12 protein-coding genes and 1 pseudogene are annotated in these 13,514 nt (G+C 44.9%); 9 read left to right on the forward strand and 4 right to left on the reverse strand.

What is annotated here, in order from left to right:
* Positions 1-132: 132 nt before the first annotated feature.
* Positions 133-768, reverse strand: coding sequence for a hypothetical protein (locus tag MHH92_RS03910; protein ID WP_340902046.1), 636 nt, complete (start codon positions 766-768; stop codon positions 133-135).
* A 452-nt stretch (positions 769-1,220) separates the two neighbouring features.
* Between MHH92_RS03910 and MHH92_RS03915 the strand changes: the two genes are divergently transcribed.
* Both MHH92_RS03915 and MHH92_RS03920 read left to right on the forward strand, forming a co-directional pair.
* Positions 1,221-1,511: a YerC/YecD family TrpR-related protein gene (locus MHH92_RS03915; protein WP_017690665.1), complete on the forward strand. Its 291-nt coding sequence runs from the start codon at positions 1,221-1,223 to the stop codon at positions 1,509-1,511.
* A 1-nt stretch (position 1,512) separates the two neighbouring features.
* The gene (locus MHH92_RS03920) at positions 1,513-2,298 is read left to right on the forward strand and encodes a sirohydrochlorin chelatase (protein ID WP_340902057.1); all 786 of its coding nucleotides are present in this window, start codon (positions 1,513-1,515) and stop codon (positions 2,296-2,298) included.
* Between the two features lie 146 nt (positions 2,299-2,444).
* Here MHH92_RS03920 and MHH92_RS03925 read toward each other — a convergent pair whose 3' ends face one another.
* Positions 2,445-3,014 carry a TetR/AcrR family transcriptional regulator gene (locus tag MHH92_RS03925; protein ID WP_340902059.1) on the reverse strand — a complete coding sequence of 190 codons (570 nt, stop codon included), beginning with the start codon at positions 3,012-3,014 and terminating at the stop codon, positions 2,445-2,447.
* A gap of 168 nt (positions 3,015-3,182) precedes the next feature.
* Between MHH92_RS03925 and MHH92_RS03930 the strand changes: the two genes are divergently transcribed.
* Both MHH92_RS03930 and MHH92_RS03935 read left to right on the forward strand, forming a co-directional pair.
* Positions 3,183-4,109, forward strand: coding sequence for a ketopantoate reductase family protein (locus MHH92_RS03930; protein ID WP_340902060.1), 927 nt, complete (start codon positions 3,183-3,185; stop codon positions 4,107-4,109).
* A gap of 71 nt (positions 4,110-4,180) precedes the next feature.
* Complete coding sequence (locus MHH92_RS03935) at positions 4,181-4,597, forward strand: DUF4395 domain-containing protein (protein ID WP_036606047.1); 417 nt, start codon at positions 4,181-4,183, stop codon at positions 4,595-4,597.
* Positions 4,598-4,692: 95 nt separating this feature from the next.
* Here the strand turns inward: MHH92_RS03935 and MHH92_RS03940 are convergent, their stop codons facing one another.
* On the reverse strand, positions 4,693-5,409 hold the full coding sequence (locus MHH92_RS03940) for an NPP1 family protein (protein WP_340902063.1): 717 nt from the start codon (positions 5,407-5,409) through the stop codon (positions 4,693-4,695).
* Between the two features lie 525 nt (positions 5,410-5,934).
* Here MHH92_RS03940 and MHH92_RS03945 point away from each other — a divergent pair.
* Entirely contained in the window at positions 5,935-6,816 is an 882-nt protein-coding gene (locus MHH92_RS03945; RefSeq protein WP_340902064.1) for a diacylglycerol kinase, read from the forward strand.
* 525 nt (positions 6,817-7,341) lie between these two features.
* On the forward strand, positions 7,342-9,123 hold the full coding sequence (gene rlmD / locus MHH92_RS03950; RefSeq protein ID WP_340902066.1) for a 23S rRNA (uracil(1939)-C(5))-methyltransferase RlmD: 1,782 nt from the start codon (positions 7,342-7,344) through the stop codon (positions 9,121-9,123).
* Between the two features lie 809 nt (positions 9,124-9,932).
* Here rlmD and MHH92_RS03955 read toward each other — a convergent pair.
* Positions 9,933-10,085 (reverse strand): annotated as a pseudogene (locus MHH92_RS03955) (IS256 family transposase); the annotation flags it as partial.
* 212 nt (positions 10,086-10,297) lie between these two features.
* Here MHH92_RS03955 and MHH92_RS03960 point away from each other — a divergent pair.
* Genes MHH92_RS03960 through MHH92_RS03970 form a run of 3 tightly spaced genes read left to right on the forward strand, consistent with a single transcriptional unit; the run spans position 10,298 to position 13,132 of the window.
* The gene (locus MHH92_RS03960; RefSeq protein WP_340902068.1) at positions 10,298-10,537 is read left to right on the forward strand and encodes a phosphopantetheine-binding protein; all 240 of its coding nucleotides are present in this window, start codon (positions 10,298-10,300) and stop codon (positions 10,535-10,537) included.
* Positions 10,534-12,027, forward strand: coding sequence for a class I adenylate-forming enzyme family protein (locus MHH92_RS03965; RefSeq protein ID WP_340902070.1), 1,494 nt, complete (start codon positions 10,534-10,536; stop codon positions 12,025-12,027). Before MHH92_RS03960 ends, MHH92_RS03965 begins: the two co-directional genes overlap by 4 nt.
* 49 nt (positions 12,028-12,076) lie before the next feature.
* Positions 12,077-13,132, forward strand: a complete 1,056-nt coding sequence (locus MHH92_RS03970; protein WP_340902071.1) for a hypothetical protein — start codon at positions 12,077-12,079, stop codon at positions 13,130-13,132.
* The last annotated feature ends 382 nt before the right edge of the window (positions 13,133-13,514 follow it).

Consider the following 13,514-nt stretch of genomic DNA (forward strand, 5'->3'; position numbering starts at 1 on the left):
GGTCCGCCTCCTTTAGTTACTATCCAGTATACCTCAAATTACAGAAATAAGAACGTAAGTTCCTGAAATTTATTTGTATACGGATGGACGGTGTTAAGGCACCCGCCTTCTGTAGGGGGTGCCTGAATCTTCTTAACCTTTGCGACTTTTGGGACGGCGCTTCGTGGAATTGGATTTGCGACGGGTTGGAGTCGTATTACGGCGACGTGGAACATTCGTTGCTTTGTTCCGACGTTTACTTTTGCGTTTCCGGGGTGGTGTATATTCTTCATAGTCTGCATCAGCTGCGCTGTTATTCGATTTTCCTTTTCCAAAAGGCAGAATGCCCATAACGAGTTTCATCATCGGAGCCATCTGCTGGATGCCACCAACGACCTTTTGCATTTTGCCTATTCCACTCATGATTCCATCAATTCCGCCGAAGCGGTCGATCATTCCTTTTAACTCACCGATGTTGGCTAATGAAAAGCCGGAACTGCCAGTGGCAGGCGCCGTTACCGGAGGTGGGGGAACAACCTGAGCTGCACCTCCATAAAAGTTCCCGCCAGCCACACCCTGCCCATAGGGTACGACTGCAGAAGCTTCGACTTCACCGAAGCTCGGGTAATGGGGCTCTACTCCAGGATACATCGGTTGGATCGGGGTTTCATTCAAAGACCGCGGAACCACACCGGGCGGCATATAGGCAGAAGTATGTGCCTGCCGATGAGCATGAGAAGACGGACGCTGCCCTGGTGCTGGCTGGCGGTGATAATAATGCTGTGGCATGAACAATCACGTTCCTTCTATTGGATTTCGGAATTGCGTTCCATGAGTTGCATGACAGATGTACATCATAGACCCTTGTGGAACTCCCTTTTGTTATACTGTATGTCATTCGCGGAGAGACGGCGTAGGCGGGTATCCCGGAAAACGGGATATTTGCGGATTTGGGCGCATGTAAGATGGCAGGTTCACGAAGAGTAAAATGAAGTTTAGACACAAAATTGTAACATTTAGAAGGATTGAAATCCTACATAAGTAATCGGATATATACAGGTGAAAACTGGGAAAAAGCGCGGAAATTTCGCCCGATGTGCGTGAGGGGAGGACAATAGTACCTTTTGTAAGCGGTAACATGTATTTTTATTCTGTAGTGCGTGAAATCGGTAACGCTTGAAATACCAACTCAGGGTGAGTACAATGTAGGTACACAGTAACCGCTAGGGGATGATGATGAAATGCAGCTGAAAAAGCTAAATGATAAAAGCATTGAACAACTATTCGAGGCTATTTTGACGCTAAAAGATATTGAAGAGTGTTATGTTTTCTTTGATGACCTCTGCACAGTTAACGAGATCCAATCCATGTCCCAGCGGCTGGAAGTGGCTCGTATGTTGGGTAAAGGCAATACGTATAACCAGATTGAAGCGGAGACAGGTGCGAGTACAGCTACAATTTCACGTGTGAAACGCTGCCTGAATTACGGCAATGATGGTTATAAAATGACGCTGGAACGCCTGGGACGCTAACATGAAGAAGCCGGGTGTACTCATCATCAGTCACGGTTCACAGGAGCAGACCTGGGTGGAATCCGTCGATGACGCGATCTCCCGGTTGAATCTGCCTGTTCCATTACCGGTTGAAGCCGGTTTTCTTGAACTTGTGGAAGGACGCCTGATCCAGGACGGTATCGACCGACTGGAAGCACAAGGCGTAACCGATATTCTGGTCGTACCTCTATTTGTTTCATCCGGGAGTACACATGTGGATGAAATTGAATATGCCATTGGTGCAAAGGAAACACCTGATCGCGAAACGGATCTGGAACCGTTCGATGTGAAGGCTCGGGTTCACTTCGGTTATCCGGTGGATAACGATCCGGATATTGCCGTGATGGTGTGGGACAAAGTCCGATTACTGTCGCAGCAACCGGAGGAAGAAACGATTTTGCTGGTAGGCCATGGGAGTATTCATGATGGTTTTCGCGAGCGTTGGGAAGCTGGAATTTCTTCCCTTGCAGAGCGTGTGCAGGAAGTTAGTGGTGTAGCCCATACAGATTATGCATTGCTGAATCCGGAGAGTGTGTACGACAAAGTGAAGTACTGGAGCGAAGAGCGGGGGAACCGAGTCATTGTGGCGCCGCTGTTTTTGAGTGCCGGTTATTTCACGAGGAACGTTATTCCGGATCGGCTACAGGAACTGAACTATGTGTACAGCGGTGAGACACTGTTGCCACATCCATTGCTTGGGCAGTGGATGGAGCGCCAAATCCAGATTTTGCTGGAGAGATGTAATGAAGTTAAAGCTTTTTCTTGAAATGATTGCTTTGGTATAGGTGTGTAATCACATCGCTCGTAGTGATGCAGTATAAATTGATTTGAACTCCATAGCTTCATAAACAATCAAACCACGTCGAAGGACGTGGTTTTTGTTTGTTGTAGATCACTTGAGCGAGGATTAGTTTATCCATTAATGGGTGCATGCAATTGCAGATGTAGCTCCAGTAAATTTATTAATTGGTCAACGATCTCCTCGGCCGGATAAGGCATGGAATTCATAATCCACCACTCCAGGAGGCCCACAGCAGCGGAAGCAAGAAACTGTATGGTGATCTCTTTTTTCATACCTTCCTGGATTCCACAAGCATCCATTTGATCCTGTACTCCCTGGACCAACAATGTCATCAACTTACTACGGAATGCCGGAATACCTTTTTTGGTTAGAAGTGTAGTATAGGTAGAGGCATGCTGTTCCAGATAACGGAAAGTTCTGAGCAGCGCATCCTTGGCCGTAACGGGTGTTGTAGTAGAGCTTTCGATCATACAGGCATCCAACAACCGCTGCAAATAGGTCTCAATGCATTGATCCAACAGGTCGAACTTGTCAGCGTAATGCAAATAGATGGTTCCTCGGTTTACATTAGCCCGATCAGCAATATCGTTTATCGTAATTTGCTCGAAATCTCGTTCTTCCAGTAACCCGACAAAAGCTTCGATTATCGCCTTTCGTGTCTTAAGTACTCGTCTGTCCATGGCCCCTCCTATGATGGTTTTCAACAATAAGGAATCATTCGTTGATTATTCAACAAAAACGGATATTTTAACGATTGAAGCACAGTAGGTGCTTTGTTAATCTTATTTTATCAACAAATGTTCATAAAGCAACGAATATTGATAAAATATGAAATAGAGGGATAACCAATGAAAATATTAGTGTATGGTGCAGGTGTTTTGGGCAGTCAACTGGCACAGGTTCTGGTGCGCGGCGGCAATGATGTTACTATTCTGGCCAGAGGGAAGCGGGCAGAAGAGCTGGAGAAGGATGGAATCGTCATCCGGCATGTTTTTCAATTCAAAACGACAGTTGATCAGGTTCGGGTAGCAAGAACGTTGGAAGTGGATGACCAATATGATCTGATTTTTGTTGTCATGAAATATAACGATTTTTCTTCAGTGTTACCTATTCTGGCAGAGAATCAGAGCAGCAATATTGTGATTGTGGGAAACAACGCAGATGCACGAAGCATGCAAAACTTTTTGGAGGAAAACAGCCGGGCACCAAAACAGGTCGCGTTTGGATTCCATGTGAGTGCAGGAAAGCGGGAAAAGGACCGCATGTTATCGGTCGGTGGAGGCAGCGGACAAATGGTAATCGGCAGTCTGGACGGAGAGATAGGCTTTAAACCTTTGCTGGACCAAGCTTTCCAACATGTGAAATACAAGTTAAATGTTCTGAGCGATATTGATGCCTGGCTGAAAAGCCATATCATCCCCATTCTGATGCTTAATGCGGTGAGTTTTAATGAGGAGCGTGAGTTGATCAAGTTGGACGGGAATAGAAAGCAAATCCAACATATGATTGGGGCGATGGATGAAGGCTTTAGCGTACTTGAGGCTATGGGCATAACGATTATACCGGAGATTCAGGCTAAAATGATCCGCAAGCATCAACGGATGTTGTACCTTCTGTTGAAGATCTATAGCATGCTTCCGGTTCATAAGCTGGTCGCGGGTTCTTTTGGAGAGATTGAGGCGTTAAATAATGCATTTACCGATTGGAAAAAGACAACAGGCACCCCGACTCCCCATTGGGATGTGCTGAAAAGAGATTTTACTCCCCTTAAATGAAGTGTTGCTCATTAACCCAATACCGACTACAATAAAACCAACTAATAAAATGGGGATAAGGAGATATACAGATGCGGGAAGTACCTATGCGCTATGTGAAAGCAAATCAGGTTGGTATTGTATTGTTTGTTTTGCTCTCGTTTGTGTTCAATCCAATTGTAGTTCTGGGCTTGCTGTGGATCATTCAGGTGGTGGGGCTGGCTTCCGGTGGCAAATTTAATCTGTTCGTACAGATTGGCAAAGTCGTGCTGACTGGTAAAGGTACAGAGGCGCAGGCGGTGGAGCTACAGCGATTCAACAATATTCTGGCCGTGCTCTTCCTGTCTTTGGCACTCATCTCGTTCTCGCTTGGTTGGGTAGGCGCAGGTTATGTATTCTCCGTCATGCTTCTCGCGGCTGCAAGCGCGGCACTGCTGGGTTATTGTGTAGGCTGCACCGTCTATTTCTGGTATAAACAGCTGCGTGCAGGCAGAAAAATCGGATTTTGAGGTTGGTTGAAAAAGTGATACAGGTATCCGGGATACTACGATAACTTCATAACGAAATCCCCCTCAAGTGAGCTGCCACTTGAAGGGGATTTTTTTTATCTGAACCAGGCCTTATTTAAATTGTTGGTAAAATTGTTATCGTTGAAAGGCACGTTGGCGCTACCAAAGTTTGTCGTGTTGAGTGCATTTCGTGCCGCAGAAGTCAGATCGTCCCATCCGATTAAAGGCTGAGTTCCGCCAACAGCGTTGGTGACCCCGAGCTCATGGTTCAGCGGCCAGGTACTATTATAGGAAATCAACGGATGGTTACCTTGTGTATTGTTATTGCTCGGTGTAACTTTGGTAAACTGGCCGTGACCGGAATATGCGATAGAGAGGATTTTGGAATTGGCAGCTGCCGGATTATCGACCCACACGACGATTCCTTCCCAATCATGACGATGGCCGAGTCCAGAGGAAGGGGAGTCTTTGGGGAAATACCACGAATACATGATAGCCCACACCCCATTGTGCCATGCGGAGCGGGAGTAGATCTGGCCTGTACTTGAACTACAGTTCCCATTCGATGACCCGGACGTATTCAAGCCAGCACTGGTATTGCCCTGTTGATCCACTGCGGGGAAAGGGACACAACCATGATAGACCTTCAAAAACGGCTGAAAACGCTTGGCTGCTTGTTGCATTACGGTGACTGGTGAGACTTCCTGAAATCCGACAACCTGATCATGATTAATTTCTGCTGCTTCAACAACGGTAACCCAAGGAATACATGCCATAAGAAAGACCAGGAGCATTAACACGATTTTTTTCATTTACAATTCTCCTTCAAGGGTATGATGTGGTGTTAAGTTGAGGGTGCACTAAAACTATATTGGAAAAAGGTTTATGTTATTTATCTTTTTATCTTAAGATTTGTAAATTTGTAACATATCTATGTCATAATCATATGAAGATCATCGAAATTGAAGACTAATTCCTGTCCAAGCGGGCAGAATGGTTGATTAATGAGACTATTTTACATAAAAGGTAGTGGAGAAGATTCAGGATCGGTGCGTGAGGTTTATTGGGTAATGGATGGTTTAGTAGGTACCTATATGAAAAAATATACTTATGGATTACAGGCTAGGACATCTTTACATTTGATGATATGATAGGAGTTAAAGGCTTTGGAATGAGACGGAATTCCTGATGCATAGATATAGGTAAGACGAAAGATTAGAGCAGAATGAACGCAAATTCATTATTGTGTAAAAAATATGCCCTTTTGTGGACTGATGCAACGTAAGAATATGAGGTCGTTTAGACTCATGGATAATGTGGAATAGGTGGCGTATGAGATGAAAAAAGCTCGCTTAATATATAATCCGACCTCAGGCCGGGAAGAAATGAAGAAACGTCTGGCTGATATTTTGCAGCGTTTGGATCAAGGTGGTATTGAAGCTTCATGTCACGCAACAACGGGTGAAGGTGACGCAACCCGGGAAGCTGAACTCGCGATTGAGCGAGGATATGACATGATTATTGCTGCTGGTGGCGATGGCACGTTGTACGAAGTGATTAACGGTATGGCCGAGCGGGAGAACCGTCCTCCGCTGGGTGTGTTTCCTTTGGGAACAACGAATGATTTTGCACGTGCACTCGGCATTCCGAGACAGTGGGAAGATTACGTGGATCTGGTCATTAACCAGCAACTTCGTCCGCTCGATCTGGGCAAAGCGAATGATAAATATTTTATCAACATTGCCGGTGGCGGATCATTGACTGAACTGACCTATGAAGTACCGAGTCGTCTGAAAACGATGATTGGGCAACTGGCCTATTATATGAAGGGTATTGAGAAAATGGCGAGCCTGTCTCCACAGGAGCTGATTATTCGTGCCGACGGTCAGGAAGAGATCCATGATGAATTCATGTTATTCCTCATCGCCAATACCAATTCGGTCGGGGGCTTCGAGAAGTTGGCTCCGGGAGCAACCATTGATGATGGTCTGTTCGATGTGATCGGTGTCCGCAAATGTAATCTGGCCGATATGATTCGCCTCGTAACGCTCGCGCTGCGTGGGGAGCATCTGAACGACAAGAAAGTGATTCATTTCCAGACGAGTCATATGGAAGTTACGTCTCCGGGATATGTGCAACTGAACCTCGATGGAGAGTTGGGCGGCACGCTGCCTGCTACGTTTACGAATTTGCGTCATCATCTGATGTTGTATCGTTAAACTTGGCACTTGGCGGAGAATGTGGTCGCTTGCGGAAAGCGTTAATGCCGGAGTGGTTGTTGTAGAGCATCGCACAAGTGGTGAGGAGAGTTGGATTCAGCTCTGCCGTAATGCGAGATGGAAGTGTATTTTCCAGTTGCTGTGTACGGTGGGATCGCGTATAATCTCATGTGGTCACCATGCATTGAGCTGATACAGGGCACATTGTGGTGATTGAGTTAACGTGAACAGTGAAGGTTAAAAGAGCTGGTCTAGTTCAATGGTACTGCGATGTGGTACACCGTGCTGAATGTAACAGTTTGGTCGAGTGCCGGCTGGCTGCTAACGAACTCAGAAAGCCTTAATGTGGCGAAATCGCCGAATCTGCGAATCTAAGGAATCTCAGCGTCGTTATTTTGGAGAAAATGACCGAAAAAGGTCGGAAAACACCATCCGAGGATGATATAACGTTTCTGAAGTTCATTAGAAATTCGGAACGTTATTTTTTGATGTGATACCATATAAGAAGAAAGAAGTGAATGTACGTTGTCTAATACGAACCGCAGCGGTCGTGGAAAAAACCGCCGGAATTCGGCTGCCTCTCAGGGGCAAGGGAACGCTTCAGTGTCCCGTCAGCCAAGTCAATCATCTCGTCCATCTACACGTCAGCAGGGAAAAGAGGTGCGGCCACAAGGCGCATCTCTTTCTGCCGTTCGTCCAAAGGGGAGAGCGCGTGAATCTGCACCAATCGAAGGACTGCCTGTTAGCAAAAATGAAGAGACCGTCATCGACATCATTGGCATGAACCATGACGGTGAGGGTGTAGGTCGTGCGAATGGGTACACGCTCTTTGTACAGGGTGCGCTTCCAGGTGAAACCGTGCGTGTGCGCGTGATGAAAACCAAGAAGCAGTATGGCTACGCCAAATTGCTGGAGATTGTGAAAGCAAGCCCGGATCGTGTGTCCGCGCCTTGCCCGATCTATGATCAGTGTGGCGGCTGCCAGATCCAGCATATGAGCTATGCCGGACAGCTTGCATGGAAACGTCAGTTGGTAGTCGATAATTTGCAGCGGATTGGCAAGCTGAACGTGATGGTGGAGGATGCGGAGACGTTGGCATCCAACGCGCAAGATGACGCCTCAGTTGATGAGGCTAAGTTGGTGGAACGGTTGGAAGATGATGCGAATCAGACAACTGAACCTGGACAAGCATCTTCTGAAGCACAAATGATTGGAAGTAATCGTATTCGTTTTCGTCTCGAAGGTGTCATGAACGAAGAAGATCCAGAACACGCGATTCGCGTACTGCCTACGATGGGTATGGACGAGCCGTGGCGATATCGGAACAAGGCACAGGTGCCAATTGGAGCTGCCGAGGGTGGTCTGGTAGGTGGTTTTTACGCTAAAGGAAGTCACCGGATCATCGATATGGAGAGCTGCCTCATTCAGCATGAACACAATGACGAAGTGGTCGCGAAGGTGAAGGAGATTGGCAGTCATTTTGGAATTAGCGCCTATAACGAAGAGACAGGTCGCGGATTGCTGCGTCACGTGGTCGTCAAGAAAGCGTTCCGTACTGGCGAGATGATGCTCGTACTGGTCACGAATGGTCGAGACATTCCGTACAAAGACGAATGGATTGGCAGTATCCGTGAAGCGATTCCGCATGTGGCGAGCATCTGCCAGAACGTGAACAAGAAACAGACCAACGTCATCTTTGGCGATGAGACCCGCGTCCTGTGGGGCCGTGATGTAATCTATGATTACATCGGTGATGTTCAGTTTGCGATCTCTGCGCGTTCGTTCTATCAGGTGAATCCAGTGCAGACGGAAGTACTGTATGGGAAAACGGTAGAGTACGCAGGACTGAGTGGCAAAGAGACGGTAATTGATGCCTATTGCGGCATCGGAACGATTTCTCTTTTCCTCGCGCAACATGCGGATCAGGTGTACGGGGTAGAGATCGTGCCTGAAGCGATCGAGGATGCACGTAGCAATGCTCTATTGAACGAGATGCGCAACGTCAAGTTCGAAGTTGGTGCCTCTGAGGACGTCATCCCGCGCTGGAAAGAACAAGGCATCGAAGCTGACGTCATCGTTGTCGACCCACCACGAAAAGGCTGCGACCCGCGTTTGCTCGATACCATCCTGGAGATGAAGCCGGAACGCGTGGTTTACGTGAGTTGTAATCCGAGTACGCTGGCACGTGATCTTCGTGTGTTGGAAGATGGCGGCTATCGCACCGTGGAGGTAACGCCGGTGGATATGTTCCCGCATACGGTGCATGTGGAATCGGTGGCGATGTTAAAATGGAAGGGGCAGGATTAATTCCTACGCCTCTCGTTGTTCCAACTTCCTTATGGATTGAGGACGGGAAATATATAATGTATGGCTTTGATTGAACCGTCTTTAATAACTTCAATTTTTTGAATAAGTCTTTGAAGTGCCTGCTTAAAGACTTGTTGACCTTCAATTTGAAGTTCGGTGAAGCGGGATAATTGCTTTATATAGGCACGGAGTTGTTCTTCCGTGTCTTTTTTTGTACCTATAATACAGATAGAGGTGAAATTTCTTGAACTATAGGGGCATAGATCTCATCAAGTAGAAGCTTCTTATCATCACGCTTGTAGCCAAATGTGGGTAGAGAAGCCTTGTAGGGCGGTTCGTGAAAATATCATCTTCATGTGGCTCGCCGCTGGCCAACAGCCAGACTTTCGTACCAGTAACCTCTTTCTTTCCGAACGGATGAAAGAGGTTACTGGAAACCGTGTTTACCCATGTGCTAGAGTTATAACTGATTTCGATTGGACTTCAAAGCGAGGCAAACTTCATTAACTCAGCTTTGGACGCTGATACACGTGGTTCTGTATCGTGTTCATGAGCGATTCCAGTTTGAAGTCGGGCCGTTCTCCTTAAATAATTGACGTTCGTTCTTGACAGCCCCACAGCATGCGTTGAACATCTCCTTGGCATCAACGGGCTTTTTCAAAACTGTTGACAATTGGTATATTTGTAATTATATTAAATATATCGGGCGATTGGTGCTGTAAATCTACCAGTGTAAACGCTACCAAGAAGAACTTTACGCAGTATAGTTCGATCCCGTCGAGGAAGAAAATGGAGAGTTGATTGGGGACTTACTCCCAGTTGTATATACACTCTGTCCATTTACGAGTGACATTCATCGTAGTTTTGTAGAGCATTTTCAGCAACGCTTCATTGCTTGGGAAAATGCTTTTTTCTTTGGCTTTGCGATGTTGACGATGGTAACCCTCAATTATTTCCGTCGTTGTACTCTTCGCGTCAAGCTTTTTATGTCCTGCATCGTGTCATACTCCGCCTCCAGCATGAATTGCAGAATCTCTGCAAACAACTCTTTCAGTGCAAATTCACCTTGTACATCGTTATGAACTTTTTTTTCTTCACAATACTCTCACTTGCTTATCACGTATACTATCCTCTTTAATCAGCCTTTCTAAAGATTATCTAACGGGGGAATATGATGTCTAAATCAATAGAATATATCTTGAGAGATGAAATTTTTGCTGAGCTGGACATCGAGTATCCGGAAGGCCACGATACCCGTTTGTTGGACCAAGGGATCGATTCAGTAGGCTTCATCAAGCTTATTGTTTTAATGGAATCGAAGTTTAACATCTCGATCCCTGATGAAGATCTGTTATTTGAGAAGTTCTCCACGGCTGGATTAATCCTTAATTATTTGACTGTGAAAACGCTATGATGACTATCATTCAGCGTCTATTTCTGGAGGCCTCTGATCGCCAAGATCATATTATCCTTGAAGATCTAAAGCAGCAATGGACTTACGCAGAGGTGATGACAGAAGCTTACTTGATTGCTCTATATATCCACAAGAATTTTGAGCTTGAGTCCGGAAGCCATCTTGCATTATACACAAATAATGAGCCCTTGTTCATTTTTGCGGCGCTGGGCATTCAATTCTGCGGTTATGTGTTAGTACCGGTTCCTTATTCGGCGTCCAATACTGAAATTGAAAATATTTTAAATGCCAGTGACGCCAAATTGGTTATCAGCAAATCTGCACAGCCAGCGCATTTAAATTCCGACATTCCTTGGGTTACCGCTCAGGATTTATCGCAAGAACCAATGCCTTCGTTCGAATCGATCTCGTTAACCAATCAGTCCGATCCCAATCAATGTGCGATTCTCCTTCCTACATCGGGCACAACCGGAAAATCTAAAATCGTTATGTTATCCCATTGGAATGTATTAACGAATGCGTTGGCACATGGCGGAAAGGTGGGGTATACAGAACAAGATTCGTTTCTTGTAACGATGCCCGTTCATTTCAGTTCTACGATTGTCACGCAATTGATTTCTTGTATGTTATATGGAACCCGAATTAAACTTATCAGCTTGCCCTTTCTGACGCGCACCGCGTTTAAACTGTTTCAGAATAAGGCGGTCACGGCATTCTCAGCGGTGCCTACGCAATTGATGCACTTTGTTTCCGATTTCCATCAGACAAAGAACTGGAGTGCCTTTGATTCCATTGAATTTATTGTAATTAGCGGTGCGGCGATTCCCGCGAAATTAGTAAACCATCTTCAGACTGTATTTCCTCACGCGGACATTATTCAAACCTATGGATTGACCGAAGCTTCTCCGCGGGTGACCATGATGGAACGGGGAGAGCGCTACTTATCCTGTGGATCACCCATAAATGACGTTTCTATTCGTCTTGTTGACGAAGAAGAGAATGAGGTAGAAGGAGCTGCTATCGGAGAAATTTGGGTCAAGGGCCCGAATGTGATGCTCGGTTATTACAAAAACCCGGAGTTAACGAACGCTACCATTGTTGAGGGTTGGTTAAAAACAGGAGATTTGGGATATTGGAATGAATCAGGGTGTCTTATACTCACAGGTCGAAAGAAGAATATCATTATATCCGGCGGTATCAATATCTATCCGGAAGAAATCGAGGAATTTTTGTACGGCTTGAAAGAAGTGGAGGAGGTCATGGTTGTTGGTGTACACGATGATCTGTTAGGCGAAGTGCCTATCGCATTTCTGAAAGTTTTTAATGAATGCCTGGTTGATATAGATGCACTGACACGACATTGCAACTTGCATTTGTCATCGTATAAAGTGCCTAGACAATGGAGGGTTATAGATAATATTCCAAAAACAAAAACAGGAAAACTGGACAGGGCAAGTACGAAGCGCTTATTGCTAAATGAGATATACTGATTCGGCATCCTTAAGCCATTTAACCAGATAACGAGGGGTGAACGAAAGGTTGAAGAATTCAACTCAAACGTTAGGCAGAAAAATATTGCCGGTCAGTTATCCGATGATTACAACCTATACGCAACATGCTCATCTCTTGTCCATACTTACCCATTACGAGTGCGCACACCCATGGATATTTAGCAATTATATCCAATTGTTTATTAACAAAGATTATAAACACCATTGGGGAGATTTTTATTTCCCTCTGACTTATGAGCTGCGGCCTTCGGATGCGTGCAAATGGATTACTACTCAAAAGATACATAGAGATACTGTAACAACTAAATGGGACTCTGTTATTCATTTTATTATAGAAAATATTAATGCTAATAACTATGTCCACACCATGATCAATTATTTCTACGTGCCCCTAAGCGATCGCTACAATAAACTTCAATTGCATCATGACATATTTGTTTACGGCTATGATTTGAATAGAGAGATATTGTATGTTTCCGATTTTTTTAAGAACGGGGTGTATAGTCAGGCTGAGATAGCATTTAATGATTTCAATCTTGCGTTCGACACAAATCATCTAACAACCAATCATGATTACCTTAGAGAAATGGTTTATCTGTATACATTCAATGATCAAAATCAGGATAAATTCAGTGCAGATACCCTATTGAATTCTATAAAAAATTATTTCACTAAGCAAACGCCGGAGTATTGGGATATGTTCAACTACGGGGGTGACAAGGATAATCTTGACTTCGGCATGCAAATATACACAACTCTATTTAATTATGTGAAAGAAACATTGGAACATAAGGCTATGCTTGATATAAGACCCTTTCATTTAATTTATGATCATAAGAAGATAATGACGCTAAGATTCAAGTACTTGTACGATAATCAGCATTTAATTGAATTAAATCAAGAGCATATAAATGAATTCACAGCTATTGAACTTAAAGCAAAAATCCTTGTGAATCTAGCGATTAAATATAATTTGACAAAGGATACGAGTATTTCCGAAAGCTTACAAACGCTGATTACGAATATAGAAAATGAAGAATCCATATTCCTTGAACGATGGCTGAAGAAGGTAGTTATTCAGTAATGTTGAGGGAGCAGATGATGTCAGTTGTGGATATCTCTTCTTGCACCCGAATAGAAGCCTTAGCGCGAAGCCCGTGGTGATCCGGGCATATTTATGGAAGGAGTGATGCCGGGATTATAATCGTTGGGAGACAGCGTGTTGAGTAAGCCAAACCGTTGCTCTTGTATTAAAACAAACGTTTGCTGACAGCCTATTGCCTTCTTGTCTTTCAACGATCCGCATTGCTTCAAGCGCTTTTTCCGGCACAACCACAACGGATCCACTCACCTCAAGAATCTCTCCTAGTATTTAACCCAACATCTTGTGACTCATGCATAGAACCATATCTGTTCGATTGAATTAATAGTGGTTTCACAAACCTTAAGCAAGGGGGGGGATCATA

It is taken from the genome of Paenibacillus sp. FSL M7-1414 (assembly GCF_038003195.1).
GTDB lineage: Bacteria > Bacillota > Bacilli > Paenibacillales > Paenibacillaceae > Paenibacillus > Paenibacillus amylolyticus.